This is a genomic window from Pseudomonas sp. EZ-C24 (assembly GCF_014525325.1).
Classification (GTDB): Bacteria; Pseudomonadota; Gammaproteobacteria; order Pseudomonadales; family Pseudomonadaceae; genus Aquipseudomonas; species Aquipseudomonas shirazensis.
Genome location: NZ_JACDIU010000014.1, coordinates 112,792 through 139,189, shown reverse-complemented (window position 1 = coordinate 139,189; position 26,398 = coordinate 112,792). Strand labels below are relative to the sequence as shown.

25 protein-coding genes and 3 pseudogenes are annotated in these 26,398 nt (G+C 62.5%); 15 read left to right on the top strand and 13 right to left on the bottom strand.

The features are described 5' to 3' along the window. The first annotated feature begins 8 nt into the window (after nucleotides 1-8). From IDM28_RS09735 to IDM28_RS09705, 7 genes are all read left to right on the top strand, one after another. Complete coding sequence (locus IDM28_RS09735) at nucleotides 9-842, top strand: alpha/beta fold hydrolase (protein WP_101318871.1); 834 nt, start codon at nucleotides 9-11, stop codon at nucleotides 840-842. Next, the gene (locus IDM28_RS09730) at nucleotides 839-2,320 is read left to right on the top strand and encodes an aldehyde dehydrogenase (RefSeq protein WP_101318869.1); all 1,482 of its coding nucleotides are present in this window, start codon (nucleotides 839-841) and stop codon (nucleotides 2,318-2,320) included. Before IDM28_RS09735 ends, IDM28_RS09730 begins: the two co-directional genes overlap by 4 nt. Nucleotides 2,321-2,334: 14 nt before the next feature. Then, nucleotides 2,335-2,820, top strand: coding sequence for a flavin reductase family protein (locus IDM28_RS09725; protein WP_103437117.1), 486 nt, complete (start codon nucleotides 2,335-2,337; stop codon nucleotides 2,818-2,820). A gap of 101 nt (nucleotides 2,821-2,921) precedes the next feature. Next, nucleotides 2,922-3,311 (top strand): carboxymuconolactone decarboxylase family protein, encoded by a 390-nt coding sequence (locus IDM28_RS09720; RefSeq protein ID WP_188035809.1) that lies wholly within the window; start codon nucleotides 2,922-2,924, stop codon nucleotides 3,309-3,311. Between the two features lie 88 nt (nucleotides 3,312-3,399). Next, nucleotides 3,400-4,152 carry a GntR family transcriptional regulator gene (locus tag IDM28_RS09715; protein WP_101318863.1) on the top strand — a complete coding sequence of 251 codons (753 nt, stop codon included), beginning with the start codon at nucleotides 3,400-3,402 and terminating at the stop codon, nucleotides 4,150-4,152. A gap of 2 nt (nucleotides 4,153-4,154) precedes the next feature. Further along, a complete protein-coding gene (locus tag IDM28_RS09710) occupies nucleotides 4,155-4,718 on the top strand; it encodes an NUDIX hydrolase (protein ID WP_101318861.1) in 564 nt (187 codons plus the stop codon). 96 nt (nucleotides 4,719-4,814) lie between these two features. Further along, a complete protein-coding gene (locus tag IDM28_RS09705) occupies nucleotides 4,815-5,870 on the top strand; it encodes a HEAT repeat domain-containing protein (protein ID WP_188035808.1) in 1,056 nt (351 codons plus the stop codon). A gap of 240 nt (nucleotides 5,871-6,110) precedes the next feature. Here the strand turns inward: IDM28_RS09705 and IDM28_RS09700 are convergent, their stop codons facing one another. After that, nucleotides 6,111-6,302 carry a hypothetical protein gene (locus tag IDM28_RS09700; RefSeq protein WP_150569441.1) on the bottom strand — a complete coding sequence of 64 codons (192 nt, stop codon included), beginning with the start codon at nucleotides 6,300-6,302 and terminating at the stop codon, nucleotides 6,111-6,113. 208 nt (nucleotides 6,303-6,510) lie between these two features. On the opposite strand from IDM28_RS09700, the gene IDM28_RS09695 reads away from it, so the two are divergent. Beyond that, on the top strand, nucleotides 6,511-7,305 hold the full coding sequence (locus IDM28_RS09695; protein WP_188035807.1) for a CSS-motif domain-containing protein: 795 nt from the start codon (nucleotides 6,511-6,513) through the stop codon (nucleotides 7,303-7,305). 24 nt (nucleotides 7,306-7,329) lie between these two features. On the opposite strand, the gene hppD is transcribed toward IDM28_RS09695, so the two are convergent. Then, nucleotides 7,330-8,406, bottom strand: a complete 1,077-nt coding sequence (hppD, locus tag IDM28_RS09690; protein WP_101318855.1) for a 4-hydroxyphenylpyruvate dioxygenase — start codon at nucleotides 8,404-8,406, stop codon at nucleotides 7,330-7,332. A gap of 302 nt (nucleotides 8,407-8,708) precedes the next feature. Between hppD and IDM28_RS09685 the strand changes: the two genes are divergently transcribed. Beyond that, on the top strand, nucleotides 8,709-10,286 hold the full coding sequence (locus IDM28_RS09685; RefSeq protein WP_188035806.1) for an EAL domain-containing protein: 1,578 nt from the start codon (nucleotides 8,709-8,711) through the stop codon (nucleotides 10,284-10,286). A gap of 33 nt (nucleotides 10,287-10,319) precedes the next feature. Further along, complete coding sequence (gene rarD / locus IDM28_RS09680) at nucleotides 10,320-11,207, top strand: EamA family transporter RarD (protein ID WP_101318851.1); 888 nt, start codon at nucleotides 10,320-10,322, stop codon at nucleotides 11,205-11,207. Here the strand turns inward: rarD and IDM28_RS09675 are convergent. Then, entirely contained in the window at nucleotides 11,170-12,741 is a 1,572-nt protein-coding gene (locus tag IDM28_RS09675; protein WP_101318849.1) for a TerC family protein, read from the bottom strand. The genes rarD and IDM28_RS09675 overlap by 38 nt on opposite strands. A gap of 270 nt (nucleotides 12,742-13,011) precedes the next feature. On the opposite strand from IDM28_RS09675, the gene IDM28_RS09670 reads away from it, so the two are divergent. Further along, complete coding sequence (locus IDM28_RS09670; RefSeq protein ID WP_188035805.1) at nucleotides 13,012-13,596, top strand: LysE family translocator; 585 nt, start codon at nucleotides 13,012-13,014, stop codon at nucleotides 13,594-13,596. On the opposite strand, the gene IDM28_RS09665 is transcribed toward IDM28_RS09670, so the two are convergent. Together IDM28_RS09665 and IDM28_RS09660 are read right to left on the bottom strand one after the other, a co-directional pair. Then, on the bottom strand, nucleotides 13,558-14,370 hold the full coding sequence (locus IDM28_RS09665) for an AraC family transcriptional regulator (protein WP_188035804.1): 813 nt from the start codon (nucleotides 14,368-14,370) through the stop codon (nucleotides 13,558-13,560). The genes IDM28_RS09670 and IDM28_RS09665 overlap by 39 nt on opposite strands. 12 nt (nucleotides 14,371-14,382) lie before the next feature. Beyond that, nucleotides 14,383-14,607 (bottom strand): annotated as a pseudogene (locus IDM28_RS09660) (cupin domain-containing protein); the annotation flags it as partial. Between the two features lie 156 nt (nucleotides 14,608-14,763). On the opposite strand from IDM28_RS09660, the pseudogene IDM28_RS09655 reads away from it, so the two are divergent. Together IDM28_RS09655 and IDM28_RS09650 are read left to right on the top strand one after the other, a co-directional pair. After that, nucleotides 14,764-14,931: pseudogene (locus tag IDM28_RS09655) on the top strand (aldolase); the annotation flags it as partial. Nucleotides 14,932-15,004: 73 nt separating this feature from the next. Continuing rightward, nucleotides 15,005-15,313 (top strand): annotated as a pseudogene (locus IDM28_RS09650) (dihydrodipicolinate synthase family protein); the annotation flags it as partial. A gap of 117 nt (nucleotides 15,314-15,430) precedes the next feature. On the opposite strand, the gene IDM28_RS09645 reads toward IDM28_RS09650, so the two are convergent. The 4 genes from IDM28_RS09645 to IDM28_RS09630 form a co-directional block, all read right to left on the bottom strand. After that, the gene (locus IDM28_RS09645) at nucleotides 15,431-15,781 is read right to left on the bottom strand and encodes a hypothetical protein (RefSeq protein ID WP_150569449.1); all 351 of its coding nucleotides are present in this window, start codon (nucleotides 15,779-15,781) and stop codon (nucleotides 15,431-15,433) included. Nucleotides 15,782-15,847: 66 nt separating this feature from the next. Beyond that, the gene (locus tag IDM28_RS09640; protein ID WP_101318841.1) at nucleotides 15,848-17,266 is read right to left on the bottom strand and encodes a short-chain fatty acid transporter; all 1,419 of its coding nucleotides are present in this window, start codon (nucleotides 17,264-17,266) and stop codon (nucleotides 15,848-15,850) included. Nucleotides 17,267-17,407: 141 nt separating this feature from the next. Then, nucleotides 17,408-18,064, bottom strand: coding sequence for a CoA transferase subunit B (locus IDM28_RS09635; protein ID WP_101318839.1), 657 nt, complete (start codon nucleotides 18,062-18,064; stop codon nucleotides 17,408-17,410). Between the two features lie 34 nt (nucleotides 18,065-18,098). Further along, a complete protein-coding gene (locus tag IDM28_RS09630; protein ID WP_101318837.1) occupies nucleotides 18,099-18,797 on the bottom strand; it encodes a CoA transferase subunit A in 699 nt (232 codons plus the stop codon). A gap of 119 nt (nucleotides 18,798-18,916) precedes the next feature. Between IDM28_RS09630 and IDM28_RS09625 the strand changes: the two genes are divergently transcribed. Together IDM28_RS09625 and IDM28_RS09620 are read left to right on the top strand one after the other, a co-directional pair. Beyond that, entirely contained in the window at nucleotides 18,917-19,822 is a 906-nt protein-coding gene (locus IDM28_RS09625) for a LysR family transcriptional regulator (RefSeq protein ID WP_101318835.1), read from the top strand. Continuing rightward, nucleotides 19,810-20,631 carry an aldo/keto reductase gene (locus tag IDM28_RS09620; protein WP_188035802.1) on the top strand — a complete coding sequence of 274 codons (822 nt, stop codon included), beginning with the start codon at nucleotides 19,810-19,812 and terminating at the stop codon, nucleotides 20,629-20,631. Before IDM28_RS09625 ends, IDM28_RS09620 begins: the two co-directional genes overlap by 13 nt. A 7-nt stretch (nucleotides 20,632-20,638) precedes the next feature. Here IDM28_RS09620 and IDM28_RS09615 read toward each other — a convergent pair whose 3' ends face one another. The 4 genes from IDM28_RS09615 to lexA are packed head-to-tail and all read right to left on the bottom strand — an operon-like array spanning nucleotide 20,639 to nucleotide 26,378. After that, on the bottom strand, nucleotides 20,639-23,719 hold the full coding sequence (locus IDM28_RS09615; RefSeq protein WP_188035801.1) for an error-prone DNA polymerase: 3,081 nt from the start codon (nucleotides 23,717-23,719) through the stop codon (nucleotides 20,639-20,641). Beyond that, a complete protein-coding gene (locus IDM28_RS09610; protein ID WP_188035800.1) occupies nucleotides 23,716-25,134 on the bottom strand; it encodes a Y-family DNA polymerase in 1,419 nt (472 codons plus the stop codon). Before IDM28_RS09610 ends, IDM28_RS09615 begins: the two co-directional genes overlap by 4 nt. Before the next feature lie 6 nt (nucleotides 25,135-25,140). Continuing rightward, nucleotides 25,141-25,761: a translesion DNA synthesis-associated protein ImuA gene (gene imuA / locus IDM28_RS09605; RefSeq protein WP_188035799.1), complete on the bottom strand. Its 621-nt coding sequence runs from the start codon at nucleotides 25,759-25,761 to the stop codon at nucleotides 25,141-25,143. Beyond that, the gene (gene lexA, locus IDM28_RS09600; protein ID WP_178080761.1) at nucleotides 25,761-26,378 is read right to left on the bottom strand and encodes a transcriptional repressor LexA; all 618 of its coding nucleotides are present in this window, start codon (nucleotides 26,376-26,378) and stop codon (nucleotides 25,761-25,763) included. Before lexA ends, imuA begins: the two co-directional genes overlap by 1 nt. Nucleotides 26,379-26,398: the final 20 nt, after the last annotated feature.

Sequence of the window (26,398 nt, the reverse complement as noted above, 5' to 3'; positions counted from 1 at the left end):
CGCCCTCGATGATTCAGCCTGTTGCTGAACGCACACCCGCCGGCACCAGCTACCTGGTGACTGGCCAAGGCCAGCCTGTGGTACTGATCCACGGCGTCGGCCTGAACAAGGAAATGTGGGGCGGCCAGATCGTCGGCCTCGCCACTGACTACAAGGTCATAGCCTACGACATGCTCGGCCACGGCCAGAGCCAGTTGCCTGCCGCCGATACCCCACTTGAGGGTTACGCCGCGCAACTGGCCGAGCTGCTCGACCATCTGCAGATCGCCCAGGCCACGGTTATCGGCTTCTCGATGGGCGGCTTGGTGGCACGGGCCTTTGCCCTGAATTATCCGCAGCGGTTGACGGCCCTGGTGGTGCTCAACAGCGTGTTCAACCGCTCGCCCGAGCAGAGCGCCGGGGTCATCGCCCGCGCGGCACAAGCGGCCGAACTGGGCCCGGACGCCAACGTCGACGCCGCCCTGGAGCGCTGGTTCAGCCGCGAGTACAAGGCCGCCAACCCGGCTCAGGTCGCCGCGATCAAGCAGATCCTGGCCAGCAATGACCCGCAGGGCTACCACACTACCTATTCGCTGTTCGCCACCCAGGACATGTACCGCGAAAGCGATCTGGGCAGCATTCAGGCACCAACCCTGATCGCCACCGGCGAACTCGACTCCGGCTCCACTCCGGCCATGACCCGCCAGCTCGCCGCACGCATCCCCGGCGCACATTGCGTGGTCCTCGCCGAACAACGGCATATGATGGCAGTAGAAGCGCCGCGTGAAGTCAACAAGATGCTGCTGGACTTCCTCAGTCAAGCGCGCACCCTCACCGAATCCGCCAAGGGGATAGTTGCATGACCCTCGTTCGTTTCCAGATGTGCATCGATGGCCAATGGTGCGATGCCCAGAACGGCAAGACTTTCGACAGCCTCGACCCGGCCACCGCGCAGGTCTGGGCGCAACTGCCCGACGCCGACGAAGCTGATGTCGAGCAGGCCGTGCAGTCGGCCCAGCGCGCCTTCGACAGCAAGGCCTGGCGCGGCCTCACCGCGACTGCGCGGGGCAAACTGCTGCGCCGGCTTGGCGACCTGATTGCCGAGAATAAAGAACACCTGGCCCAGCTGGAAAGCCGCGACAACGGCAAGCTGATCCGCGAAACCCGCGGCCAGGTCGGTTACCTGCCAGAGTTTTTCCATTACACCGCGGGCCTGGCCGACAAGCTCGAAGGCGGCACCCTGCCGCTGGACAAGCCTGATCTGTTCGCCTACACCGTGCATGAGCCGATGGGCGTAGTGGCCGGCATCATCCCCTGGAACAGCCCGCTGTACCTGACCGCAATCAAGCTGGCACCGGCGCTGGCCGCGGGTAACACTATCGTCCTCAAGCCGTCCGAGCACGCTTCGGCAACCATTCTCGAGCTGGCCCGCCTGGCCCTTGAGGCCGGTTTCCCACCTGGCGTGGTCAACGTAGTCACCGGTTACGGCCCAAGCACTGGCGCTGCCCTCACCCGTCATCCGCTGATCCGCAAGATCGCCTTCACCGGCGGCGCTGCGACTGCCCGCCATGTAGTGCGCAGTAGCGCCGAGAACTTCGCCAAACTGTCGCTGGAACTGGGTGGCAAATCGCCCAACATCATCTTCGCCGACGCCGACCTGGACAGCGCCATCAATGGTGCAGTGGCCGGTATCTATGCGGCCTCTGGGCAGAGCTGCGTGGCCGGCTCGCGGCTGCTGGTGCAGGACGAAATCTACGACGAGTTCGTTGCACGGCTGGTCGAGCGGGCCAAACGCATCCGCATCGGTAACCCGCAGGACGAGCAGAGCGAAATGGGCCCGATGGCCACAGCACAGCAGCTGGCAGTGGTCGAAGGCCTGGTCGCCGCAGCCTGCGCCGAGGGGGCCAAACTGCGCATGGGTGGCAAGCGTGCCGAGGTCGAGGGCGATGGCTGGTTCTACGAGCCGACCCTGTTCGAGTGCGACAGCAACTCGCTGAAGATCATGCAGGAAGAAGTATTCGGCCCGGTCGCGGCGGTCATTCGTTTCAAGACCGAAGAAGAGGCCCTGGCGATCGCCAACGACTCGCAGTTCGGCCTGGCGGCAGGTATCTGGACCCGCGACCTGGGCCGCGCCCACCGGCTGGCCCGTGACGTGCGCTCGGGGATCATCTGGGTCAACACCTACCGTGCAGTCTCGGCCATGGCGCCGATCGGCGGCTTCAAGAACAGCGGCTACGGCCGTGAAAGTGGCATCGATTCGGTGCTGGCCTATACCGAGCTGAAGACCGTGTGGATCAATCTGTCCACCGCGCCCATGCCCGACCCCTTCGTGATGCGCTAAGGAGCACTGCCAAGATGATCGAACCTGGCATCTACAAAGACGTGATGGGCTCGTTTCCCTCGGGCGTCACGGTCGTTACCACGTTGGACGCCGACGGCGGCATCGTCGGCATCACTGCCAGCGCCTTCAGTGCGCTGTCGATCGAGCCGGCGCTGGTGCTGTTCTGCCCCAACTACGCCTCGGACACCTACCCGATCCTGCGAGACAGCAAGCAGTTTGCCATTCACCTGCTGTCGGCCGGGCAGACCGCCGAAGCCTATGCCTTTGCCGGCAAGGGCAAAGACAAGGCCAAGGGCATCGAGTGGCAGCTCAGCGAGCTGGGCAACCCGCTGTTGACCAAGGCCACCGCGATCATCGAGTGCGAGTTGTGGCGCGAATACGACGGCGGCGATCACGCGATCATCGTCGGTGCGGTGAAAAACCTGGTGCTGCCGGCCGAGCCGGTGACGCCGATGGTCTACCATCGTGGCAAGCTCGGCGCCCTGCCATCGCTGGGCTGACCTGAGTGCCACCGCGCTGCCTGGCGCAGCGCTGACTTTTTTGGGGGCCGCGGCGAACCTCACCCTTGTTCGCGGCCCCTGTTTTACTGCGGAGCACTGCCATGAGCAACGACAAGTATCAAAAGGGCCTGGAGATCCGCACGCAGGTGTTGGGCGAAGCGTACGTCAACCGCTCTCTGCAGAACGCCGATGAGTTCACCAAGCCGCTGCAGGACCTGGTCACCGAGTACTGCTGGGGGCATGTCTGGGGCCGTGATGGTTTGTCGCTCAAAGAGCGCAGCATGATAAACTTGGCAATGATTTCCGCGCTCAATCGGCCCCATGAGCTTAAGCTGCACATCCGCGGCGCCTTGCGTAATGGCCTGAGCCGTGAACAGATTCGCGAGATCCTGCTCCAGGTCGGCATTTATTGCGGCGTGCCGGCGGCGGTAGACAGCTTCCGGCTGGCCCGCGAGGCATTTGCCGAAGCCGACGCGGAGTCAACCCGTTAACAGCGGGCTGTTCGAACCACTGCAAGGAGCGCCCCGGTTCGTGGTGCTTCGCGAGGTTGGCGCAACAGCCTCATAAAGAGCGCACCTGATGAAACGCCAGCCACTCGACGACAGCTTCAAGGTCAACCGCAACCCCGTTACCCTGCGCGAGATCGTGCTCGACAAGCTGCGCAACGCGATCATGAACTTTCACCTGTTACCCGGTGACCGCCTGGTCGAGCGCGACTTGTGCGACCGCCTCGGCGTCAGTCGTACTTCGGTCCGCGAAGCGCTACGCCACCTCGAATCCGAAGGCCTGGTCGAATTTGCCGACGCCAAGGGCCCGCGGGTCGCGATCATCACCCTGGAAGATGCCCGTGACATCTACGAGCTGCGCTGTGTACTCGAGGGCCTGATCGTCCAGCTGTTCACCCTCAACGCCAAGGCCAAGGACATCCGCGCCCTCGAGCGCGCGCTCGAAGTCAACCGCGAAGCGCTTGAAGATGGCGAGTTGCAACAGGTGATCGACTCGGTGCAAGGCTTCTACGACGTGCTCCTGGAAGGCTCCGGCAACCATGTCGCGGCAACCCAGTTGCGTCAGTTGCAGGCACGCATCAGCTACCTGCGAGCGACCTCGGTGTCGCAACAGAACCGCCGTGGCGCCAGCAACAAGGAAATGGAAAAGATCGTTGCGGCGATCAAGAGTGGCGACCCGCTGGCCGCACACCAGGCCTCGGTCGACCACGTACGCGCTGCCGCTGCAGTGGCGCTGGACTACCTGCGCCAGAAGCAGGACGACAATACCAAGGTGCGCGAGATCGTTGCGCCCCTGGCCCTGAAGGACCCTCGCATAGGCCGCTGACCATGCCCAACGCCCCGCGCTATTGCCCGTACTGCACTACCGAGCTTGCCCGGGGCGTACCTTCCGGTGATACCCATGAGCGCCTGTACTGCGGCGCTTGTGGCTACATCCATTACATCAACCCGAAAATCATCGCCGGCTGCATCATCGAGCGCGATGGCAAGTACCTGTTGTGCCAGCGCGCGATCCCCCCGCGCCCTGGCACCTGGACGCTACCGGCAGGTTTCATGGAAGCCGGCGAAACCACCGAACAGGCGGCGCTGCGTGAAGTCTGGGAAGAAACCGGCGTACAGGCCGAAATCGTCTCGCCCTACTCGATCTTCAGCGTGGCCAAAATCAGCGAGGTGTATATCGTCTTCCGCGCCATCGCCACCGCTGAAACCGGCGTGTTCGGTGCCGAGACCCTCGCCTACAAGTTTTTCGAGCCTGACCAGATCCCCTGGGACGAGATCTACTACCCGGCCATCCGACAGATTCTCGAGCGCTATATCCTGGAGCGTCAGGCGGGTGTGTACGGGATCTACATGGGCAATGACGACACCGGCAAGGTGCATTTCATTCGCTGACTGCGGTGTTGTCTAGCGACGCCCACGCGCCCTCCCGCATTGCATTTAGGCGGCGGCTGGCCCAAGCTCAGTGCTACCTGACCACCGGACCTGCCAATGCCCAGACACCGCCTGTACCTGATCGCCGTGTTCGCTCTGATCCTGGTATCGGCCACCCTCGGCTACTGCTCGCGTGATGTCGAAATTAGCGTCCCGGCAGTCGCGCCGCACAGTTATGGCAAAGCGCTGCGCCAGGCCCACGACGGCCTGCCAGGAGCTGCGCGGGTGCTCTATCAACAGTTGCAGCGTGACGACCTGACGCCCATCCGGCGCGCAGCACTGTATGCCGAGTTGCCCAACTATCCCTCGCCAAAAGCGCTCGAGCTGGCCAGGCTTGACCTGCAACACGATGACCCGATGGTACGTCGCGCAGCCATCGAGAGTATTCGCCGCCTGTTGCCTGCCGGCCAACGCAGCCTGGCGCTTGGGCCTATGCTTGATGATGACGAGCCAAGTGTGCGCTTCGCGGCAGTAGATGCTCTGCTCGGCCTCGACGCGGACGCCATCGGCTTGTATTTCGGGCCGCTGCAACAAGCCCTCGAAGCCTACCAACGAGCCCTTCTGGCGCAACCGGAAGACAGTGCCGCGCAAGTGCATCTGGCCCGGTTGTATCTGCATGAGGATGATTACGCACATGCCGCTTTGGCCCTGCAGCGCAGTTTGCAGCTGAGCCCGCAAAACCTGGATGCCCTCGCCGTCCAGGTACGCCTGCTCGAACGCCAAGGCTTGCACGACGAGTCTCGCCAGGTTTTGGCCAAAGCGCTGGCGCTGCAGCCAGACTCGGCCTTTCTGCAGCACGATCTCGGCCTGTGGCTCAATCGCCATCAGCAAACCGAATATGCCTTGCTGGCGTTTGCCCGCGCGGTTGAACTGGAGCCGGAAAACACTGATTACCGCTACATGCTGGCGGTCACCTTGCATCAGCTCGAGCAGGTTGAAGCCGCCCAGAAGCAGCTGCAAACCATCCTCGACCGGCAACCTGCCAATCGCAATGCGCGGCTTTTGTTGATCCAGTACTGGAAGGAGACCGGGCAACTGCAGAATGTGCAAGTGCTGCTGGCCGAGCTAGAGCGCCAGAACCCGGACGATCCGATTCTGCAACAAGGCTTGTAGCACCTGGCAACCAATTGCACGCTGTCCGAGGCTTCAGGACTGGGGTTAGAGGCGACGCGGACTGTACAAACTGTTAGCCAAGGCCTGCTCGATCGGGTGATCGCTGTAGCCGGTTATGAACAGGATCTTCTGCTGCGGTTGCAGCCGCAGCATCGCCTGCGCCACCTGGCGACCACTGGATCCGCCAGGCAGGCCAATGTCGGTGATGGAATGGTCACTGTGCCCGCAAGATTGCAGGCCTCACGGGCATTCGATGTCACTGCCCACCACGGTCACAAACTCAGTCAGCTCACGCCACTCGCCCGGCGGTTCGACGCTGGCTGTGGCGTTGATGACGGTATGCAGAAAACCCGCGACGCGTGCCTGCTCGTCTCTGATCGGCGTATAACCCAGGGCGCACCAGACATTGCCGGCCTCGGTGCTAATGCGCATGATCTGCTGGAAGTTGATCCACTGCAACGCCGGATTTGCGAGGCAAGCAGGAGACCTCTGACCCCGCTTTGCTCCGAGCTCCCACAGCGTAGCTGGTGTTTCCCCAAAGCTGAATCGACATAAGCCTACATCTGCGGTGTCGCGCCCTACGTAATCTGATCTGCCAGTTGTCCAAACGCGGACAGCACCAGAGGGAAGGATGTTGCCGATGTCAAAACTCATGCACACAGGGCGTAGTTTGCTGGAGCTGCTGTTAGTCTCGGCGGTCGGGCTGATACCGATCGTTTCCGGGCTGACCGTGATGTACTACCAGCTGGAGCGCAAGTTGGACGAAAACGCGCGCATATCGGCCCATGAGGCTTTGTTCGCGATCGATCGACGCTTGGACAGTCTGTTGCTCACGGCCAGTACCGCCAGCCAGTTCAGCGGCCAGGCGTGTGACAACGTGATCGAACAACTGCGAGCGATGACCGCCAGCGACCCGCGAATCCACTCACTGGAGCTGACCAAAGATGATCTGGCGTACTGCAGCACCTTGCCAACGATCATTCCGCATCACATCGACATCACCGCCGGACGCACGGTCAGGCTGAATTTCGACTCGCCGACAACGCCCAATGGCGTGATGGTCGAATACCGGTTGAGCAACGATGGCCCAGGCATCATTGCGACGAGCTATGGCATTGAGCTGCGCAGAGAACTGCAGGGTTTTCAGGATGGGCTTGTGTTGGTACTGGAGTTCGAGGACGCTTATCTCTGGAGTCAAGGCGATAGCCGCGATCAGCAACAACCTTCACAGAGCGAATTCTTCCGCAGTACGCCGTCGACTCGGCATGACTATCGGGTGAACGTGGGCTATCCAGCGGGGTACACGCTGTCAGAGGCGCGTATGCTGATGGTTCAGGTCTTGCCCTCGCTGACGCTGGTAGGTCTGCTGACTGCCGCCATTACCTACTGGGGCATACTCCGCGCTCGGCGCAAGCGAGAGCGCACCACTGCCTGAACCACAAGCAGGGTGCGCCAGCCGTCATTGCACGTCGAGAACGCCGCGACGCACCTGATCCCGCTCGATCGATTCGAACAAGGCCTTGAAGTTGCCTTCACCGAAACCGTCATCACCCTTGCGCTGGATGAATTCAAAGAACACTGGTCCCAACAAGGTCTCCGAGAAGATCTGCAGAAGCAGGCGCTTGTCACCTGATTCAGCCGCGCCGTCGAGGAGAATGCCGCGCGGCTGCAGCTGGTCCACCGGCTCGCCGTGGCCTGGCAGCCGCTCTTCAAGCATCTCGTAGTAGGTCTGTGGTGGCGGGGTCATGAAGCGCATCCCCAGAGCTTTGAGCGCGTCCCAGGTCTTGAGCAGATCATCGGTAAGGAAGGCGACATGCTGGATGCCCTCGCCATTGAACTGCATCAGGAACTCTTCGATCTGGCCGGCGCCCTTGGACGATTCTTCATTCAGCGGAATACGGATCATGCCATCTGGCGCAGTCATGGCCTTGGAGGTGAGGCCGGTATATTCACCCTTGATGTCGAAATAGCGAATTTCGCGGAAGTTGAACAGCTTCTCGTAGAAGTTGGCCCAATACGACATGCGCCCACGGTAGACGTTGTGGGTCAGGTGGTCGATGATCTTCAGCCCCGCACCGACCGGATTGCGCTCGACGCCTTCGATGAACTTGAAGTCGATGTCGTAGATCGAGCTGCCTTCTTCGTGACGGTCGATCAGGTACAGCGGCGCACCACCAATGCCCTTGATGGCGGGCAGTCGCAGCTCCATCGGGCCGGTTTCGATCTCCACCGGCTGCGCGCCCAGCTCGAGTGCACGCGCATAGGCTTCATGGGCGTTGCGCACCTTGAAGGCCATGCCACACACCGACGGACCATGCTCGGCAGCAAAGTACGAGGCAATGCTTTTGGGCTCGTTGTTGAGGATCAGGTTGATGTCGCCCTGGCGGTACAGGTGGACATCTTTGGAGCGGTGCGAAGCGACCTTGGTGAAACCCAGTATCTGAAATACAGGTTCCAGCACGCCCGGCGTCGGCGATGCCAGTTCAATGAACTCAAAGCCCATCAGGCCCATCGGGTTTTCGAAGATATCAGCCATGTTCGTGTCCTCATCTACTGCGTAATAACGATTATTCAGTTGCGTTCGATGGCGGACAGCCGGGGTGGCGAGCAGGGGATGCCACGCACGCTGCGGGCGAGGAAAGTACCAATGATCAATTTGAACCCATGGTGTGGCATAGGGGCACATTCTCGGCGGCTTGGCCCTCAGCATGAGAGGACTTTATTGTTTTATTCGTAATTGGATTCTATAGGGCGTAAATGGGTTTGTCGCGCTTTTAGTTGTCCGCTCAGCCCGACCAGCGGCTATCCTAGGCAGGTCATCGTCACATTCAGGTCCACATGCCCCTTTCAAACAAACATCCCGGCCGCCGCCGTTGGCATGCCCTGCTCCCGTGGCTGGTGGGCCTTCTGCCTGTATTGTGCGGGGCTGGTGTAATGGCTTGGCAAAGCCAGCGTGACATGTATCAGGCCAGCGAGAAAACCAGCCGTCTGGTCGTTGCCCATGTCGAGCACATTCTTGACAGCCTGGCAACGGCAGCCCAGGCCCTGCTGCCACTGGCAGGGCAGCCGTGCGCGCAGCTTGCGGTCGCGCTGCGCAGTGAGGTCACGCGCAATCCTTTTGTGCGCTCAGCCAATCTGGTCAGCGACAACATCCTCTACTGTACGTCATTGTTTGGCGAGCATCAGGAGGATGTCAGCCCCATTCATTACACTGACGACCGTCTGTGGCTGATGGATGGCAACTCTGTCACGCCAGGGCATGCCTTGCTGGTCTATCGTGCAGGCAACGCACAACGCGCGGCGCTCACCATTGTCGACAGTGATCATCTGCTCACTGCCTTGCGGCTCATTGGCAGCGGTCAGCAACTGTACCTGCGCGTCGGCGGCAATTGGATGGGCCAAGATGGCATAGTTCACCAAGGCACTCCGCCTGCATCGCCCAGCGCCGCAGTAGAGCAGGCCTCGACGCGTTATCCGTTCAGTATCCATGGCGGTTTTGCCGCAGGCGAGCAGGTCGAACTGATCAGTCAGCAGTACCCTGCGGTGATGGCCCTGTTACTGGTGCTGGGCGTCGCGGCCGCAGGTGTCTGCCGCTGGCAACTGCGCCGTGCATCGTCCCCACGCGCGGAGCTGGATCGGGCGCTACAGGCCAACGAATTCGTACCATACTTCCAACCTGTAGTACGCAAGGGTGATTACCACTGGGCCGGGTCCGAGGTGTTGATGCGCTGGAACCATCCGCGCGAAGGTCTGGTGCGCCCTGACCTGTTCATCCCCTATGCAGAACACAGCGGGCAGATCGTCGCGATGACCCGCGCCCTCATGCTGCACACCGCTCAAAGCCTCGCGCCCTACGCCGCCCTGTTGGAAGACGGCTTTCACATTGGCATCAACATCACTGCCGACCACTGCCAGGATCTGAGCTTGCTGGAAGATTGCCGGACGTTCCTGCAGCACTTTCCTCCTGGGCGAGTTGCCTTGACCCTGGAGCTCACCGAACGCAAGTTGCTTGAGGCCACCCCGGTTGCGCTCGAGCTGTTTGCCAAACTGCATGACATGGGCGTGATGATCGCCCTCGACGACTTTGGCACCGGCCAGTCAAGCCTTAATTACCTGCGTCAGTTCAAGGTCGATTACCTCAAGATCGATCAGAGCTTTGTCGCCATGATCGGTGGTGACGCGCTGTCGCAGCACATCCTCGAGAGCATCATCGAACTGTCGGCCAAGCTGGGCCTGGGCATTGTCGCCGAAGGTGTCGAAACAGCCACGCAGCGCGATTATCTGCAAGGTCACGGCGTGGACTTTCAGCAAGGTTACCTGTTTGCCCGGCCGATGCCGCTGGAGGACTTTCTGCAGGCGTTGGCGGCTCGTCCGCAGTTGCCCAAGGAGGTTCGCCCTGAGATCATGCGCAGCTGACCAAACCGTTCATCCACTGTAATTGAGGCATTCGTGTCAAAAGGAATTGTTACATCGGTCACGGCGTCCTGCTTGTTCGCCGTGATGTACTTCTACAGCTCGCTGCTGGCGCCGCTCGACGGCGAAGAGATTTTTGGCTGGCGGACCCTGCTGACCCTACCCTGCCTGACCTTTTTCATGCTGCTGAGCAAGGACTGGCAGCGTGTCGCCGAGCTGTTTGCCCGGGTGCGCCGCAGCCCGGCGCTGCTACTGGGCATGCTCGGCACTTCCTGGTTGATGGGTGTGCAGCTGTGGCTGTTCCTCTGGGCACCGTTGCACGGGCGCAGCCTAGAGGTGTCGATGGGCTATTTCCTGTTGCCGCTGGCGATGGTCATGACCGGGCGGCTGGTCTACGGCGAACGGCTTTCACGCCTGCAAAAAGTGGCAGTGGCGTGCGCAGCGCTGGGGGTAGGCCACGAGCTGTACCAGCATGGCAGCTTCGCCTGGGAAACCCTGGTGGTGATGATCGGCTACCCGATCTACTTCGTGCTGCGCAGGCGCTGCCGCACCGATCACCTGGGCGGTCTGTGGTGCGACATGTTCCTGCTGTTGCCGTGGGCGCTGTACTTCGTGTTCCACGGCCCACTGTCGGCCGCCGACCTGCGTGCACACCCCGGGCTCTACGGCTTGATTCCGCTGCTCGGGGCAATCAGCGCCGGTGCACTGATTGCCTATGTACTCGCCAGTCGGCTGTTGCCGTTCGGCCTGTTTGGCCTGCTCAGCTATGTCGAACCGGTGCTGCTTGTCGGCGTCGCCCTGCTGCTGGGCGAAACCATTGGTCGTGACCAGTGGTTGACTTACCTGCCTATCTGGGCGGCAGTACTGGTGCTGGTGCTCGAGGGCATCAAGCACCTGCTCCGTCAACGCCGCCGCTCTGTGTAAGGCGCACCTGGCGCACGCGCCGCTCCTCCACCGCAATCACGGTCATGGTCCAGCCGTTCCAGGCCAGACAATCACCGACCCGCGGCAAGCGGTCCAGCAAGCTCATTACCAGGCCCGCGAGGGTCTGGTAGTCCTCGGTAGCGCGGGCACTGAAGCCGGTCCGCGCCTGCACCTGGCTAAGGTTCAAGGCACCGCTGACCACAAAGCCGTCAGCCTCCTCGACAATGGCCGGGCCTTCGACCTCACTGGCGTCTGGCAACTCACCGGCAATCGACTCAAGAATATCGGTCATGGTCAGCAAACCGGTGAAGTCACCGAATTCGTTGACCACAAAGGCGATATGGGTCGACTGGCCGCGCATCTGCTCCAGCGCATTGAGGATGCTGAAGCTCTCCAGCAGATTCAGGGGCGCCCGCACCATCGCCTCAAGGTCAGGTCTGTTGCCCTCGAGGTACTCCTTGAGCAGCTCCTTCTTGTGCACGAAACCAAGCGGCTCCTCGATACGCCCGTTACGAATCAGCGGTAGGCGCGAGTATGGCGAGTTGGCCAAGGCCAAGGTTATGCTCTCGGCAGGCAGTGCCAGGTCCAGCGCATCGACTTCGGTACGCACCGTCATCACCGTGCGGATCGGCCGTTCGGCAAGGTTCAGCACACCGCTGATCATGACCCGCTCGCGGCGATCGAACAGCACCTGCTCCTGACCACCCTCAACCAGATCGGCAATCTCTTCACCAACTTCGTCCGCTTCTACCCGGCGACCGCCCATCAGGCGCAATACCGCATGCGCAGTGCGCTCACGCAGTGGGCGATGCTGTTGCAGGCTGCGCTTGCGACGAGCCCGGGCGAGCTGGTTGAACAGCTCGATCAGGATCGAGAAACCAATCGCCGCGTACAGGTAGCCTTTCGGGATATGGAAGCCCAGGCCCTCTGCGGTCAGGCTGAAGCCGATCATCATCAAGAAGCCCAGACACAGCATGATCACGGTCGGATGGGCGTTGACGAAGCGGGTCAGCGGCTTGCTGGCAACAATCATGATACCGATCGAGAAGATCACCGCGATCATCATGATCGACAGGTGTTCGACCATACCCACTGCAGTGATCACCGCGTCCAGCGAGAACACCGCATCGAGCACCACGATCTGCGCAACGATCGGCCAGAACGCCGAATGGCGGACGCTGCCGCTGGACTGCGCAACATGCCCTTCCAGTCGTTCGTGCAGTTCCATGGTGGCCTTGAACAGCAGGAACACACCACCAAACAGCATGATCAGGTCACGGCCCGAGAACGTCTTGCCGAAGAGCTCGACCAGCGGCTCGGTCAGGGTGACCATCCACGAGATACTCGCCAGCAGGCCCAGGCGCATGATCAGCGCCAGGCTCAAGCCGATCACCCGCGCGCGGTCGCGCTGATGCGGGGGCAGCTTGTCAGCCAGGATGGCGATGAACACCAGGTTGTCGATACCCAGCACCAGCTCGAGGACGATAAGCGTCAACAGGCCTAGCCAGGCCGTGGGGTCGGCAAGCCATTCCATTAGCGGGTACTCACAAGGGATGTGTTACGGGAGGGGGTGCAAGATGGCCGGGACGACCAGGAACTGGGGGGCTCCGAGAAGGTGTTCATAGATACCTGAATGGGAAATTGGGATGGAGATCCTACAATTACAGTCGTATTTTCTGACAGCGGGAAACTATTACAAAACCTGTAACAGGTGTTTCCGAGGCAAACCGCAGGGGACTTTGGTTCAATACGTAGGCCGGGTGGGCGCGCACCATCAGCGCACCTCAACTCTGGAGTCCTGCTCATGAGCCTGTCCTTGTCCATGGCTGCCTTTGCCCTGGCAGCCTCGATTTCACCCGGCCCCGTCAATATCGTAGCCCTGGCCAGCGGCGCCCGCCACGGCCTGCGGGCGAGCCTTGGCCATGTCGCAGGTGCGACGCTGGGTTTCTGTATGCTACTGCTGCTGTGCGGTTTGGGTGTGCACCAGCTGTTGCTGCGCTGGCCAGCGCTGGGCCAGTTGCTGTTGTGGGGCGGTGTGTTGTTCCTGCTGTACATGGCTTGGCAACTGGCCCGCGACAACGGTGAACTAGCGGCTGCACAACAGCTGCAGGCACCCTCAGCCTGGCAAGGCGCGGCCATGCAGTGGCTGAGCCCGAAGGCGTGGCTGGCGGCTGTTGCCGGCGTGGGCGCCTATACCGGCGGAGATCAGCCACTGCTGTGGCTGTTCAGCGCAATCTACGCGCCGATCTGCTTTGTCTCGATCGCCAGCTGGGCGTGGGCCGGCAGTGTGATCAGCCACTACCTGGACAAGCCGAAGCGCTTGCGCTTGTTCAATCGCCTGCTGGCGGCATTACTCGTGGCCAGCGCTGTGGTGCTGCTGCGCGCCTGAGGCGTTACGGTAGTGCCCGGGGGTTGCCGCCAGGTGCCGCTTGAACGCGCGCTGCAAATGCGCCTGATCAGCAAAGCCTGCGTCCACCGCCACCTCGGCGATGGGCCGGCCCAGGCGCAGTTGGCTGCGCGCATATTGCACGCGCTGGTCCAGCAGATAACCATGCGGGGTCAACCCAAAGCGCTGGCGGAAGGCGCGAATCAGGTAGGCCCGCGACAACCCAGCAGCGGCGCAGATCTCGGCGAGGGTCAACGGGTCCTGCCGGTGCGAGCGGATGAACGCTGCGCCAGCTTCCAATTGCGCATGTTCATCACTGGGCGTCGCGGCCTCAGGTTGCAGATAGCCGGGCAAGTCCCGAAAAAATGCAGCCAGCAAGCCTTCGCGCTCGGCCGTCGCTTTATCGAACAAGTCAGCGAATAACTCCAGCACACGGCTGTACAGTGCCGGAGAATGGCTCAAGGTTACCTCTGGCAACTGCACGCCTTGCGCACTCAGCCACGGCATATCGACAAACAGCATCAGGTACGACCACGCCTCGCCAGCGACCGGGTTGCAACTGTGCACCACGCCCGGTTTGATCAGCACCGTATTGCCCGCAGTCACCTCATGACTGACCGCTCCGGTCATGTAGCTGCTGCGCCCACCCGTAATCACTCCAAGCGAGAAGCTCTCATGGGAGTGTGCCGCGTAACACACCTGGCGGCCGTCACCCACGCGGCGCGCTTCAACAAAAGGCAATGCCGGATCGCGCCAGAACCGTGAGACCTCGATCATCGCCCTGCCCCCTTACTCGCCGCCCTGCACGACCACCAGCAACTGCGCCTGCTGCGGGCCAATCGAGCGCAGCCGGTGGGGAGTCTGGGCGTTGAAATGCAAGGCATCGCCCTGCCCCAGGAGCACCCGCTCGGTCATGAAATCGACCTCAACCTGGCCACTATGGACGAACAGAAACTCCTCGCCCTGGTGCTCCTTGAAGGTCGGATCGATGAACTCAATTTCAATCGGATAGACATGAATTTCGGTATTCCCAAGAAACGCTGCTGCTTATGACACTTTGTGTCACATAGGCTATCTAGTGTCATAGATTGCGTCGTCGAGCTCGGACCACACCACACAGCCGAGCACAGAACGCTGACCTTCATCATTCGCCGCAGAGGATAGTCGCCCATGGCCACAACCCTGTCACACAGCAAACAGCAACTGGTGCGCCAGGCGCTGACCCAGATGCAAAGTTCGCTCGCCGATAATACGTGGACCGTGCGCGAAAAGCTGGCACTGACCTGCCGAATTCTGTTCGACCACGGCCATGACTCCGGCCTGGCTGGGCAAATCAGTCTCTCGCACCACGGCCAGCTGTCGACCGGTGCCAGCGTCGAGCAAGCCTGCCTTGTTTGCGGGGCCTTGCACCATGACTACACAATTCCACGGCATCATCGGCTACACCGTTACCCCGTTCAGCCATGCCGGCGAACAGCTTGACCTGCCCGCACTCGGCCAGTGCATCGAGCGCCTGATCGACAGTGGAGTCAACGTGATCGCGCCGCTGGGCAGCACCGTTGAAGGCGCCTACCTGAGCGACAGTGAATGGCAACAGGTCGCCGAGTACAGCCTGGCCAGCATTGCCAAGCGCGTGCCGAGCATCGTCATTGTCTCTGACCTGACCACTACCGGGGTGATCCGCCGTGCCCGTTTTTGCCCAGAAACTGCAGGAACTGATGGCGCAACTGCGCTGAGCGGTTTGAGCGGGTAGCCCCCCCTGCACAAGCGCCTGCCTGAACCTCAACAGAGGTCAGCCAGGCGTTGTCGATTCAGCGCACCAGCAAACAGCCAGTCATCAGCACTCGATGCCAACGATCCACTGGGTTTTCGCAGCATTGCTCTTGTCCAGATCCGGACGACGCGCCACGGGCTGGGTGCAGCCACGTGTTTCGATGTACGGCTGTGCGACAGCTGCCGCCTCGGCGATGGTCAGCGGTTTGCCGTCATCGCGCTGGACGCTGATGAAGTATGGCTGGTTGAACGGGATGATGTAGCTGTCGAGGGTATAACGCGCGCCGTTCGCTTCAAGGTTGGCGTGGTTCTCATCGACCTTGGTCAGTCGGCTGGTGTCGAGGTGGTCATTGCCGGCGCAGCCCGCCAGCCCGGCCAACAGTGCGGCGCCGAGACACAGAGAAATCTTCTTCATTACAGCTCCTGAGTAAATATGTGCCCGGCTGTGACCGCGTTTAACCGTTTAAGTGCCCGCACCCGCTCACGGCATCACCGGTGGCGTGTACTGCAAGGTCGAGCCGAGTGCCCACAGCAGCACTAGCACCAACGGCGCATGCACCAGCAGCTGCACGAACGAGAAGCCGATCAGGTCCCGCGCCTTGAGCCCAAGCACCCCAAGCAGCGGCAGCATGTAGAACGGGTTGATCAGGTTGGGCAAGGCTTCGGCCGCGTTGTAGATCTGTACCGCCCAGCCGAGGTGATACTGCAGGTCGTTGGCCACCAGCATCACGTACGGCGCTTCAATGATCCACTTGCCGCCACCCGAGGGGATGAAGAAGCCCAGCACCGCCGAGTACACGCCCATCAGCAAGGCATAGGTGTCGTGCGTGGCGATCTGCACGAAGAAGGTCGAGATATGGTGAGCCAGAGTCTGCTCATCGATGCCCTTGACCTGAGTCAGCACCGCGGCGATCGAGCCATACAGGGGAAACTGGATCAGCACCCCGGTGGTGGTCGGCACTGCGCGGGTCACGGCATCGAGAAAGCTGCGCGGCCGCCAGTGCAGCAGAGCGCCGAGCATGATGAACAGGAAGTTGTAGGTGTTGAGCCCGGAAATCGCGGTAATCGCCGGTTTGCTGGCGAACTCCTGGTACAGCCAGCCTGCAGCCAATGCCACCAGCAACAAGGTCAGCACCGGGCTGTGTTCCAGCCATTCGCCGGGACGGGTACGCTGCGCCGGCGGCGGCGCGGTGAAGCTGGGGTCGATACCGCATTGCTCGGCAGTACGCGCGCTGCTGGCGCCGGGTGCGGTGGCATAGGCCACGATCAGCGAGACGATCACCAGCGCCGCCAGCAGGACGCCGGACTGCCAGAGGAAGATGGTCTCGGTGAAGGGAATCACGCCGGTAATCGACAGGATCGACGGTGGCAGGCTGGCCGGGTTGGCCTGCAGCTGCGCCGCCGACGACGACAAGCCCAGCGCCCATACCGCGCCCAAGCCAAGGTAGGCCGCTGCGCCAGCAGCGCGATAGTCCATTTTCAGGTCGGTGCGGCGGGCCAATGCCCTTACCAGTAAGCCGCCGAACACCAGCGACAGGCCCCAGTTGAGCAACGACGCCACCATCGAGATCAGCGCCACCCAGCAGACTGCAGAACGGCCGTTTTTCGGGATCCGTGCCAGCCGATCGATCAGCCGTGCCGCCGGCGGTGAGCTGGCGACCACATAACCGCCGATGACCACAAAGGCCATCTGCATGGTGAACGGGATCAGGCTCCAGAAACCATCGCCAAAGGCCTTGGCAGTGTCGGTCGGCTTGGCGCCCATGGCCATTGCGGCCACGCACACCAGCACCACCGCCAAGGCGGCAAATACCCACGAGTCGGGGAACCAGCGTTCGGCCCAGTTGGAGCAGCGCAGAGCGAACCGGGCGGAGCGGCTATCCTGAATTTCAGCGGCCACGGTAGTTTTCCTTTTATTGGTCTTGTCAGGGGATTTCAAGGCACACGCAAAAAACCTGCAGCAACGGGCCTGCTCGGCAAAGGGGTCGGCCTTTGCAGAGCAAGCCCACCACTACAGGGGGCTGGGGTAAACCGGCGGCGATCAGAAGGTCATTTCTTGCACATCATCGGCAACGATCAGCTTGCCGGCGGTTTTGGCGATCACTTCTTCGACAGTCACGCCCGGCGCGGTTTCGCGCAGGATGAACGCCCCGTTTTCGATTTCCAGATAGGCCAGGTCGGTCAGCACCTTGCGAATGCAGCCAGCACCGGTCAACGGCAGGCTGCAGCGCGACAGCAGCTTGGACTCGCCGTCCTTGGATGCATGGGTCATGGTGACGATGATGTTGTCGGCGCCTGCGACCAGGTCCATGGCGCCGCCCATGCCTTTGACCAGCTTGCCGGGGATCATCCACGAGGCAATGTTGCCTTCCACATCCACTTCAAAGGCGCCGAGTACGGTCAGGTCGACATGGCCGCCGCGGATCATCGCGAACGATTGTGCCGAATCGAAAATCGAAGCGCCGCGGCGGGCGGTGACGGTTTGTTTGCCGGCGTTGATCATGTCGGCATCGATAGTGCTCTCGGTGGGAAACTCGCCCATGCCGAGCAGACCGTTTTCCGATTGCAGCATCACGTCCATGTCGGCGGGGACATAGTTGGCCACCAGGGTCGGGATACCGATGCCGAGGTTGACGTAGAAGCCGTCCTGCAGTTCACGGGCGACGCGTTGGGCCATCTGTTCGCGGGTCAGTGCCATGGTCTGGATCTCTTTGTTGTTCTATGGGCGGCGTTCAGGCCTTGACGGTGCGCTTTTCGATGCGCTTCTCGAAGGTACCGACGATCACACGATCGACGAAGATCCCTGGGGTATGGATCTCGCTTGGCAGCAACACGCCGGGTTCGACGATCTCCTCGACCTCGACCACGGTGATCTTGCCGGCGGTTGCGGCCAGCGGGTTGAAGTTCTGCGCCGTGTTGCGATACACCACGTTGCCGTAGTGGTCGGCCTTCCAGCCTTTGACGATGGCGAAATCGCCGGTGATGGCTTCTTCGAGGATGTACTTGCGGCCATTGAACTCACGCACCTCCTTGCCTTCGGCAACCGGGGTGCCGTAGCCGGTGGCGGTGAAGAACGCCGGTATGCCAGCGCCGCCCGCGCGCATTTTTTCTGCCAGAGTGCCTTGGGGGGTCAGTACCACTTCAAGTTCGCCGCTGAGCAACTGACGCTCGAACTCGGCGTTTTCGCCGACGTAGGACGCGATCATCTTGGCGATCTGCCGTTCTTCGAGGAGGATGCCCAGGCCGAACCCATCGACGCCGCAGTTGTTCGAGACCACGGTCAGGCCCTTGACCCCGCTGCGCTTGATCTGGGCGATGAGGTTTTCCGGGATGCCGCAGAGGCCGAAGCCGCCGGCCAGTACGGTCATGTTGTCGGTCAGGCCTGCCAGGGCCTCTTCGTAGGTTGCAACGCGCTTGTCCAGTCCGGCCATGCTGATTCGCCTTTATAGTTGTTTGTGCGTGCAGCCATCTTCACCGCTGCCGACTGATTTGTTAATTTTGTTTTAGTCATCGATTGATAATTTTTCTAAAACAAAAGGCCCACCCCCGCATGAACGTCAAGCAGTTGCGTGCCTTTGTCACCGTAGCCAAGTACTTGAGCTTTGCCCAGGCGGGCGAGCATCTGCATGTGTCGCAGCCGGCCTTGAGCCTGACCATCAAGGCGTTGGAGGACAACCTCGGCGGCGCCCTGCTCGCCCGCACCACCCGCAGCGTCAGCCTGACCCCCGAAGGCGAGGTGCTGCTGCCGTTGGCGCGGCGGCTGCTGGCCGACTGGGACGACACCGAAGAGATGCTGCGCCAGCGCTTTACCTTGCAACTGGGGCGGGTCTCGGTGGCGGCGATGCCGGCCTTTGCCGGCAACCTGCTGCCGCAGGCATTGAAGGTGTTTCGCCAGCGTTATCCGCGGGTCAACGTCACCGTGCATGACGTGATCAATGAACAGGTGCAGGAACTGGTGCGCCATCGCCGCGTCGAACTAGGCATTGGTTTCGAGCCGGACAACCTCGACGGTCTGCGCTTTGTGCCGCTGTACATGGACCGCTTCGTGGCGGTGGTGCCAGCAGACTCACCGCTGGCGCTGCAGCATGAGGTGAGCTGGCAGGCATTGCTGGCCGAAGATTTCATCGCCCTGCAACGACCGTCTGCGGTGCGCCTGCTGCTGGAACAAAACGTCGCCGCCGGCCACGGCAAGTTGACCGTGGCGTTCGAAAGCCATCAGTTGACCACCATCGGCCGCATGGTCGCCAATGGCCTTGGCGTCAGCGCTGTGCCGGCCCTGTGCATCAAGCAGATGCAGGAGCTTGGCGCCCGCTGCGTCGCCTTGGTTGAACCCAGCGTCGAGCGGCGTATTGGCGTTATTTCGCTGAGTGAACACAAGCTTTCAACCGCAGCCGAGGCGCTGCTGGATGTAGTCATTGCCCACACCCCGCCACAGGAGTTGACATGCGCACAGTAGAACTTGCAGACCGCCGCGTTGCCGCCATAGGCCAAGGCACCTGGTACATGGGCGAAGACCCGGCGCGCAAGGCCGCCGAGGTGGCGGCCTTGCAGCAAGGCATCGAGCTTGGCATGAGCCTGATCGACACCGCCGAGATGTATGCCGAAGGTGGCGCCGAGGAAGTGGTCGGCGCCGCCATGGCTGGTCGCCGTGACCAGGTGTTTCTGGTCAGCAAGGTCTACCCGCACAACGCTAGCCAGCGCGGCGTGCCGCAAGCCTGCGAGCGCAGCCTGCGCCGGCTGGGCACCGATTGCATTGACCTGTACCTGCTGCACTGGCGTGGCCAGTATCCGTTGGAAGAAACCGTCGAGGCCTTCGAGCGTTTGCGCGAACAAGGCAAGATTCGTCGCTGGGGTGTTTCCAACTTCGATCTGGACGACATGGTTGAGCTTGATAACGCGGCCTGTGCAGCCAACCAGGTGCTGTACAACCCGGCCCAACGCGGCATCGAGTTCGACCTGTTGCCCTGGAGCCAGGCGCAGCAGATGCCGATCATGGCCTACTGCCCGCTGGCCCAGGCAGGTCAGCTACTGCAGCATCCGCTGATAGCCGAAATCGCCGAGCGCCATAACGCCACCCCAGCGCAGGTCAGCCTGGCCTGGGTTACCCGCCATTCGGGAGTGATTGCCATCCCCAAGGCCGTCGACCCAAGGCATGTGCAGCTCAATGCCGCGGCAGGCGAGCTGTGCTTGAGCGCTGCCGACCTGCAAGCGATTGATCAGGCCTTTGCCCCGCCTACGCGCAAGCAGCACCTGGCGATGGTCTAGGCGGGCCTCAGTGAAAGTCGCGGCTGCGCACGTCCAGCCCTTGCAATAGCGGGCTGACGTCTTCCAGGCGCCGGGCAATCAAGTGCCTGACGCCCTTCTCGTGCTCCAGTCGGCCACTGACCTTGAGCAACTGGGCGCCAACCAGCGCCCGCCGCTGACGCTCGGCCAGGTCGCGCCAGACCACCACGTTGACCATGCCCGCCTCGTCTTCCAGGGTGACAAACGTCACCCCGCTGGCCGTGCCAGGACGCTGCCGGCCAACCACCAGACCGGTCACAGCAATTGCATCGCCATGCTCGACGCTGTCCAGCTCCGCCGAACTGCGACAACCCAGCGCGCGCAGACGCGGGCGCAACAGACTCAACGGGTGCGGCCCAAGGGTGGTGCCAAGGGTGGCGTAATCGGCTACCAGGTCCTGCGCCACGGTTGGCCTTGGCAACGCCACGGCCTGCTCGCCTGCGCTGCCGATATCGGCGAACAAGGGCAGTTGCGCCTGCACGGCAGCCACCTGCCAGCGGGCCTGATGACGATCGCTGGCCAACCCGCGCAACGCCCCGGCATCTGCCAGGCGCGCGCGGGCACGGCTGTCGAGTTCGGCGCGCAGGCACAGGTCTTCGACATCGCGCCAAGGTCGTTGCTGCCTGGCCTGTGCCAGGCGCAAGGCATCGGCTTGGGTAAACCCGCGGATCTGGCGCAAGCCCAGGCGGATCGCCAAGGCGCCGCCGGCCAACGGCTCAAGGGTGCAGTCCCACTCGCTGTAAAAGACGTCCACCGGGCGCACTTCGATCCCTTGGCGCCTGGCGTCCTGGAGCAACTGGTCAGGGCTGTAGAAGCCCATTGGCCAGCTGTTGACCAAGGCACAGGTGAAGATCGCCGGCTCGTGGCACTTGAGCCAGCTGCTGGCGTAACACAACAAGGCAAAGCTGGCAGCGTGCGACTCAGGGAAGCCATAACTGCCAAAGCCCTTGATCTGCTCGAAGATGCGCTCGGCAAAGGCCAGCTCGTAGCCGTTACGCAGCATGCCCTCGAGCAAGCGCACGCGATGCGGTTCAAGGCCGCCGTGCCGCTTCCAGGCGGCCATGCTGCGGCGCAACTGATCGGCTTCGCCAGGGCTGTAGTCGGCGGCAACCATCGCTAACTCCATGACCTGTTCCTGGAACAACGGCACACCCAGCGTGCGTTTGAACACGGCCTCGAGCGCTGGCGACGGATACGTCACCTCTTCCTGCTTTAGCCGCCGGCGCAGATACGGGTGGACCATGTCGCCCTGAATCGGGCCCGGGCGGACGATCGCCACTTCGATTACCAGGTCATAAAACGTCTTGGGTTTGAGCCGCGGCAGCATGGCCATCTGCGCGCGTGATTCGATCTGAAACACACCGATGGTCTCGGCGCGGCTGATCATGGCGTAGGTCGCAGGGTCTTCGCTGGGAATGGTAGCCAGGGTCAAATGGCGCCCACGGTGCTGCGCGAGCAGATCGAAACAACGGCGAAGCGCGCTGAGCATCCCCAGCGCCAGCACGTCGACCTTGAGCAGGCCGACCATATCGAGGTCGTCCTTGTCCCACTGGATCACCGTGCGCTCGGCCATCGCCGCGTTTTCCACCGGCACCAGCTGGTCCAGCGGTTGCTCGGAAATGACAAAGCCCCCAGGGTGCTGCGACAGGTGCCGGGGGAAACCGATCAGGTCGCCGGCCAGCACCAGAATCCGCCGCAACGACGGGCTTTGCGCCTCGAAGCCCGCTTCGGCCAGGCGCTGCGCATCGGGGATGCGATCCGTCCAGCGGCCGCAGCACTTGGCCAGCGCATCGACCTGATCGGCCGGCAGCCCGAGCACCCGCGCCACATCGCGCACCGCGCCAGCCGCGTGATAGGTACTGACCACGGCGGTCAGTGCCGCACGGTGGCGACCATAGCGGCGGAACACATACTGAATGACCTCTTCGCGGCGGTTGTGCTCGAAGTCCACATCAATGTCGGGTGGCTCGTTGCGCTCGCGTGAGAGAAACCGTTCGAACAGCAGATGATGCTGCATCGGATCAAGCTCGGTGATGCCGAGCACAAAACACACCACCGAGTTGGCCGCCGAACCGCGGCCCTGACAGAGAATGCCTTGCTTGCGGGCGAAATCGACGATGTCGTGCACGGTGAGAAAGTAGCTCTCGTAGTGCAGCTCTTCGATCAGCGCCAGCTCCTTGTCGAGGACCTGGCGCACCTCGGCACTGGCGCCGTCCGGCCAACGCCGGGGCAGGCCCTGTTCACACAGGTGGCGCAGCCAACTGGCCGGGGTTTGCCCTGGCGGCACTACTTCGCGTGGATACTGGTATTTCAGTTCACTCAGGTCGAAGTGACAGCGCTCGGCGATCAACTGGCTTTGTTCGAGCAAGTCTGCAGGGTACAGCTCGTTGAGCTGAGCCAGGCTGCGCAGGTGGCGTTCGCCGTTGGCGAACAGGTAACGCCCGGCGCTGGTAATCGTGCAGTGATGGCGCACGGCGGTCATGCAATCCTGCAGGGCGCGCCGTCCACGGCTGTGCATGTGCACATCACCACAGGCCACAGCGCGAATGTCTAACTGGGCAGCCAGCGTGCGCAAACGAGCCAGGCGCGTAGTGTCGTCAGCGCCACGGTGCAGGTGCACGGCCAGGTACAGCCGTTCGCCAAACAGCTCACGCAGCCACTGAGCGGCGTGCGCGTCGTCAGCCGCATCCGGTATCCATAGCGCCAGCAAGCCCTCGCAATTGGCCTCAAGGTCCGCAGCAAACAACTGATACTCGCCTTTGCCCACCCGCCGCCGGGCGCGGGTGATCAAGCCACACAGGCTCTGATAGCCGCGCAGATTCTCGACCAGCAAAACCAGTTTCGGCCCGTCCTGCAAGCGTACTTCGCTGCCGACGATCAGCCGCAGTTGGTGCGCTTTGGCGGCTTGCCAGCCGCGTACGATACCGGCCAGGGTGCACTCATCGGTGATCGCCAGCGCCGTATAGCCTTGCTCGCGGGCACGTTTGAACAACTCGTCGGCACTGGAAGCGCCACGCTGGAAGCTGAAGTTCGACAGGCAATGCAGCTCGGCATAGCCGCCGGCGCTCATGCGAACCACCCCTGCAACCACAGCGGACCAGGCTCGGCGAGGTCTTGATAGGCCCAGCCGCGCAAGCCTTCACGGGTTTCGATGCGGTAGTAGTCACGGCGCACATCGCCGCCATCCCACCAGCCCGATTCGATCCGTTCGGCTCGCCCCAACAGCTGCACATCGGCCTCGCTCAAGCGCAAAGGCGCCGCCAACAACCAACCCGGGCGGCTATCTACAGCAGCCTGCAGCGGCCCGGACGCACCTTGGCTGTCAAGTTGCCAAGCGCACTCGGGGCGATGATCGGCTTCGGCACGCAGGCCCTGCACCGCTTCATCACCCAGCCGCGCGCGTAGCCGTTCGCGCAGTTGCTCCCACGGCTGCGCCTGTTGCGCGCGCGGGTCGAACAGCGCTTGATGCTGCGGCACAAAGGCCGGCAGGTCTGCTGCCAGCAAACGCAGGTTGCGCACCGGCGCAGTGATGCGCAGCGGCTCGAGGCGCCCGCGGGCCAGCTCGAACAGCAGGGTCGCATCACGTTCGGCGGCCAACAACCCGACCTTGAGCACGGTATCCGGGCCCTCAACATGCTCAAGGTGCAGTTCGAAGCGCTGCACCCCACAGTCGCGCCCGGCCAGAAATGCCGCCAGGTCGTTGATCATCCGCCGCAACGGGAACAGCAAGGCCTGATGCGATTCAACGTCGAAGTTGAGCTCTAGACGCGTCTCGAAGCGGTCCGGCGGCAGGTAGAACTCAAGACCCAGACTGCGCAGCCCCAGCAGTTGATCCAAATGCAGTTGCACCCCGGCGGCAAAGCGCCGGGCCAGCGCATCACGCGGCAGGCCAAGCACCTCACCGAGCTGACGCAGGCCCATCCGCATAAAGGCCTCGCTGGCCTCGGTGGGCAGCCCGACCTTGTTGATCGGCAGCTTGGCCAGGGCCGCGCGGGTGTCGTCGGCATCGCTCAGGGCAAGGCCGTCATGACAGTTGGCAAGCATGCGAGCGGCCACCGGGTTGCTCGCCAGCACAATGCGTTGGCGCAGCCCCAGAGCATCCAGCTCTTCGCGCAGGCGCGCCTGGAGCACAGGCCATGGCCCGAACAACTGCAGGCTGGAACCGACCTCGAGCAGCAAGGCCCGCGGATAATGCAGGCTGACCTGCGCGCTGTAGCGGTAGGCCCAGGCAGCCAGCAACTGCTGAACCTGCTCGACCTGGGCCGGGTCGGCTTCAACGCAGGTGAAACCATCGGCCAATGCGCGGGCGGCCGTCAGCGTCTGCCCAGCGCGCAAGCCGAGCCTGGCAGCAGCCGGGTTGACTGCTTGCAGCACCCGGCGCTGAGTCGGCCCGCCGATCAATACCAGCGGCGTATCCGGGTCATCGCGTTCACGCAGGACGCTGTCCAGCGTCAGCTGCGGCAATAGAATGCAGGCCCACAACATGCTGCATCAACCCTGCCCGCGACTGGCGATTGGCAAAGCAGGCGGCATGCCGCCGCGGCACTTGAGCACCCGCCATTGTGCGGGCCGGGTATCGACAGCAATACGTAGCGCCGCCGGTGACGGATTGTGCGCCGCGTGCTGCAGGCGGCAGGCAAACGCCAGCGCCTGGCCGGTTTCGGCAGCCACCTGCAAGCGGCGCAAGGCGCGATCATCGGCCCGTTCAGGCCAGCACAGCACGGCTGCACAACTGCCCGAACGCAAGCACTGCTCGGCAGCCCACAAGGCATCGGTAGGCGCAGCCTCGACCTGGGTCAGCCAGCGCAGATCAACCCCGGCTGCCTGCCACGCCGGCGCAAAAGGGATAAACGGCGGGGCAATCAGCACTACCCGCCCGGACTCTGCGGTGAGCCGGGCCAGGCTCGGCCATAACAATTGCAATTCACCACAGCCTGGACTGGCCAACAGCAGCTCACTCAGCGCAGCGGCAGGCCAACCGCCGTCGGGCAGGCGCTCATCGAGCTGGGCATGGCCGGTTGGCTGCAGGCCGAGCGGGCGCGCCTGGGTTTGCCGGCCACGCCAAATTCGGCGCTGGTCGAGCAGGCCGTCCAGATCGACCACGGCGCCCATCAGTCGCGCCTCAGCAGGCCGCAGAAGACCCCTTCGATACAGAAGTCGCGCTCAGGGCCAACCTCGATCGGCGCATAGGCCGGGTTGCGCGGCAGCAAACGAAAGCCGCCGGGGATGCGCTGCAGACGCTTGATAGTGACCTCGCCATCCAGCCGGGCGACCACGATCTGGCCGTCGTCGGCTTCGCCTTGCTGGCGGATGCCGACCAGGTCACCGTCAAATATGCCGTCGTCGATCATCGACTCGCCGCGCACCTTGAGCAGGTAGTCGGGCGTGCGCCGGAACAGGCTTGGGTCGAGCAGCAACTGCTCGTGGATATCCAGGTCAGGCCCGATCGGCGCACCAGCAGCGACTTGGCCGAGTACCGGCAGTTCAAGGATTTCTGGCCGGCGCAAAGGCTCGGCCAGGCGGATACCGCGGGCCTGATTGGGCGTGACGTCGATGTAGCCGCCCTGGCACAGCGCACTGATGTGCTTGCGGGCAACGCTACGCGAGGCAAAACCAAAGCGCTCGGCGATATCGGCGAGGCTCGGAGGCTGGCTGTGATCGGTAATGCGCTCGCGGATAAAAGCCAGAATCGCGCGGCGTTTGGGGGTCATATTGTCCATGGAGCACATTTGTACTCTTTTCTGCTAAA

Coding starts and splice junctions, on each gene's coding strand:
- IDM28_RS09735 (WP_101318871.1), top strand. CDS start 9: ATGATTCAGCCTGTTGCTGAACGCACACCCGCCGGCACCAGCTACCTG.
- IDM28_RS09730 (WP_101318869.1), top strand. CDS start 839: ATGACCCTCGTTCGTTTCCAGATGTGCATCGATGGCCAATGGTGCGAT.
- IDM28_RS09725 (WP_103437117.1), top strand. CDS start 2,335: ATGATCGAACCTGGCATCTACAAAGACGTGATGGGCTCGTTTCCCTCG.
- IDM28_RS09720 (WP_188035809.1), top strand. CDS start 2,922: ATGAGCAACGACAAGTATCAAAAGGGCCTGGAGATCCGCACGCAGGTG.
- IDM28_RS09715 (WP_101318863.1), top strand. CDS start 3,400: ATGAAACGCCAGCCACTCGACGACAGCTTCAAGGTCAACCGCAACCCC.
- IDM28_RS09710 (WP_101318861.1), top strand. CDS start 4,155: ATGCCCAACGCCCCGCGCTATTGCCCGTACTGCACTACCGAGCTTGCC.
- IDM28_RS09705 (WP_188035808.1), top strand. CDS start 4,815: ATGCCCAGACACCGCCTGTACCTGATCGCCGTGTTCGCTCTGATCCTG.
- IDM28_RS09700 (WP_150569441.1), bottom strand. CDS start 6,302: ATGCGCATTAGCACCGAGGCCGGCAATGTCTGGTGCGCCCTGGGTTAT.
- IDM28_RS09695 (WP_188035807.1), top strand. CDS start 6,511: ATGTCAAAACTCATGCACACAGGGCGTAGTTTGCTGGAGCTGCTGTTA.
- hppD (WP_101318855.1), bottom strand. CDS start 8,406: ATGGCTGATATCTTCGAAAACCCGATGGGCCTGATGGGCTTTGAGTTC.
- IDM28_RS09685 (WP_188035806.1), top strand. CDS start 8,709: ATGCCCCTTTCAAACAAACATCCCGGCCGCCGCCGTTGGCATGCCCTG.
- IDM28_RS09675 (WP_101318849.1), bottom strand. CDS start 12,741: ATGGAATGGCTTGCCGACCCCACGGCCTGGCTAGGCCTGTTGACGCTT.
- IDM28_RS09670 (WP_188035805.1), top strand. CDS start 13,012: ATGAGCCTGTCCTTGTCCATGGCTGCCTTTGCCCTGGCAGCCTCGATT.
- IDM28_RS09665 (WP_188035804.1), bottom strand. CDS start 14,370: ATGATCGAGGTCTCACGGTTCTGGCGCGATCCGGCATTGCCTTTTGTT.
- IDM28_RS09645 (WP_150569449.1), bottom strand. CDS start 15,781: ATGAAGAAGATTTCTCTGTGTCTCGGCGCCGCACTGTTGGCCGGGCTG.
- IDM28_RS09635 (WP_101318839.1), bottom strand. CDS start 18,064: ATGGCACTGACCCGCGAACAGATGGCCCAACGCGTCGCCCGTGAACTG.
- IDM28_RS09630 (WP_101318837.1), bottom strand. CDS start 18,797: ATGGCCGGACTGGACAAGCGCGTTGCAACCTACGAAGAGGCCCTGGCA.
- IDM28_RS09625 (WP_101318835.1), top strand. CDS start 18,917: ATGAACGTCAAGCAGTTGCGTGCCTTTGTCACCGTAGCCAAGTACTTG.
- IDM28_RS09620 (WP_188035802.1), top strand. CDS start 19,810: ATGCGCACAGTAGAACTTGCAGACCGCCGCGTTGCCGCCATAGGCCAA.
- IDM28_RS09615 (WP_188035801.1), bottom strand. CDS start 23,719: ATGAGCGCCGGCGGCTATGCCGAGCTGCATTGCCTGTCGAACTTCAGC.
- IDM28_RS09610 (WP_188035800.1), bottom strand. CDS start 25,134: ATGTTGTGGGCCTGCATTCTATTGCCGCAGCTGACGCTGGACAGCGTC.
- imuA (WP_188035799.1), bottom strand. CDS start 25,761: ATGGGCGCCGTGGTCGATCTGGACGGCCTGCTCGACCAGCGCCGAATT.
- lexA (WP_178080761.1), bottom strand. CDS start 26,378: ATGTGCTCCATGGACAATATGACCCCCAAACGCCGCGCGATTCTGGCT.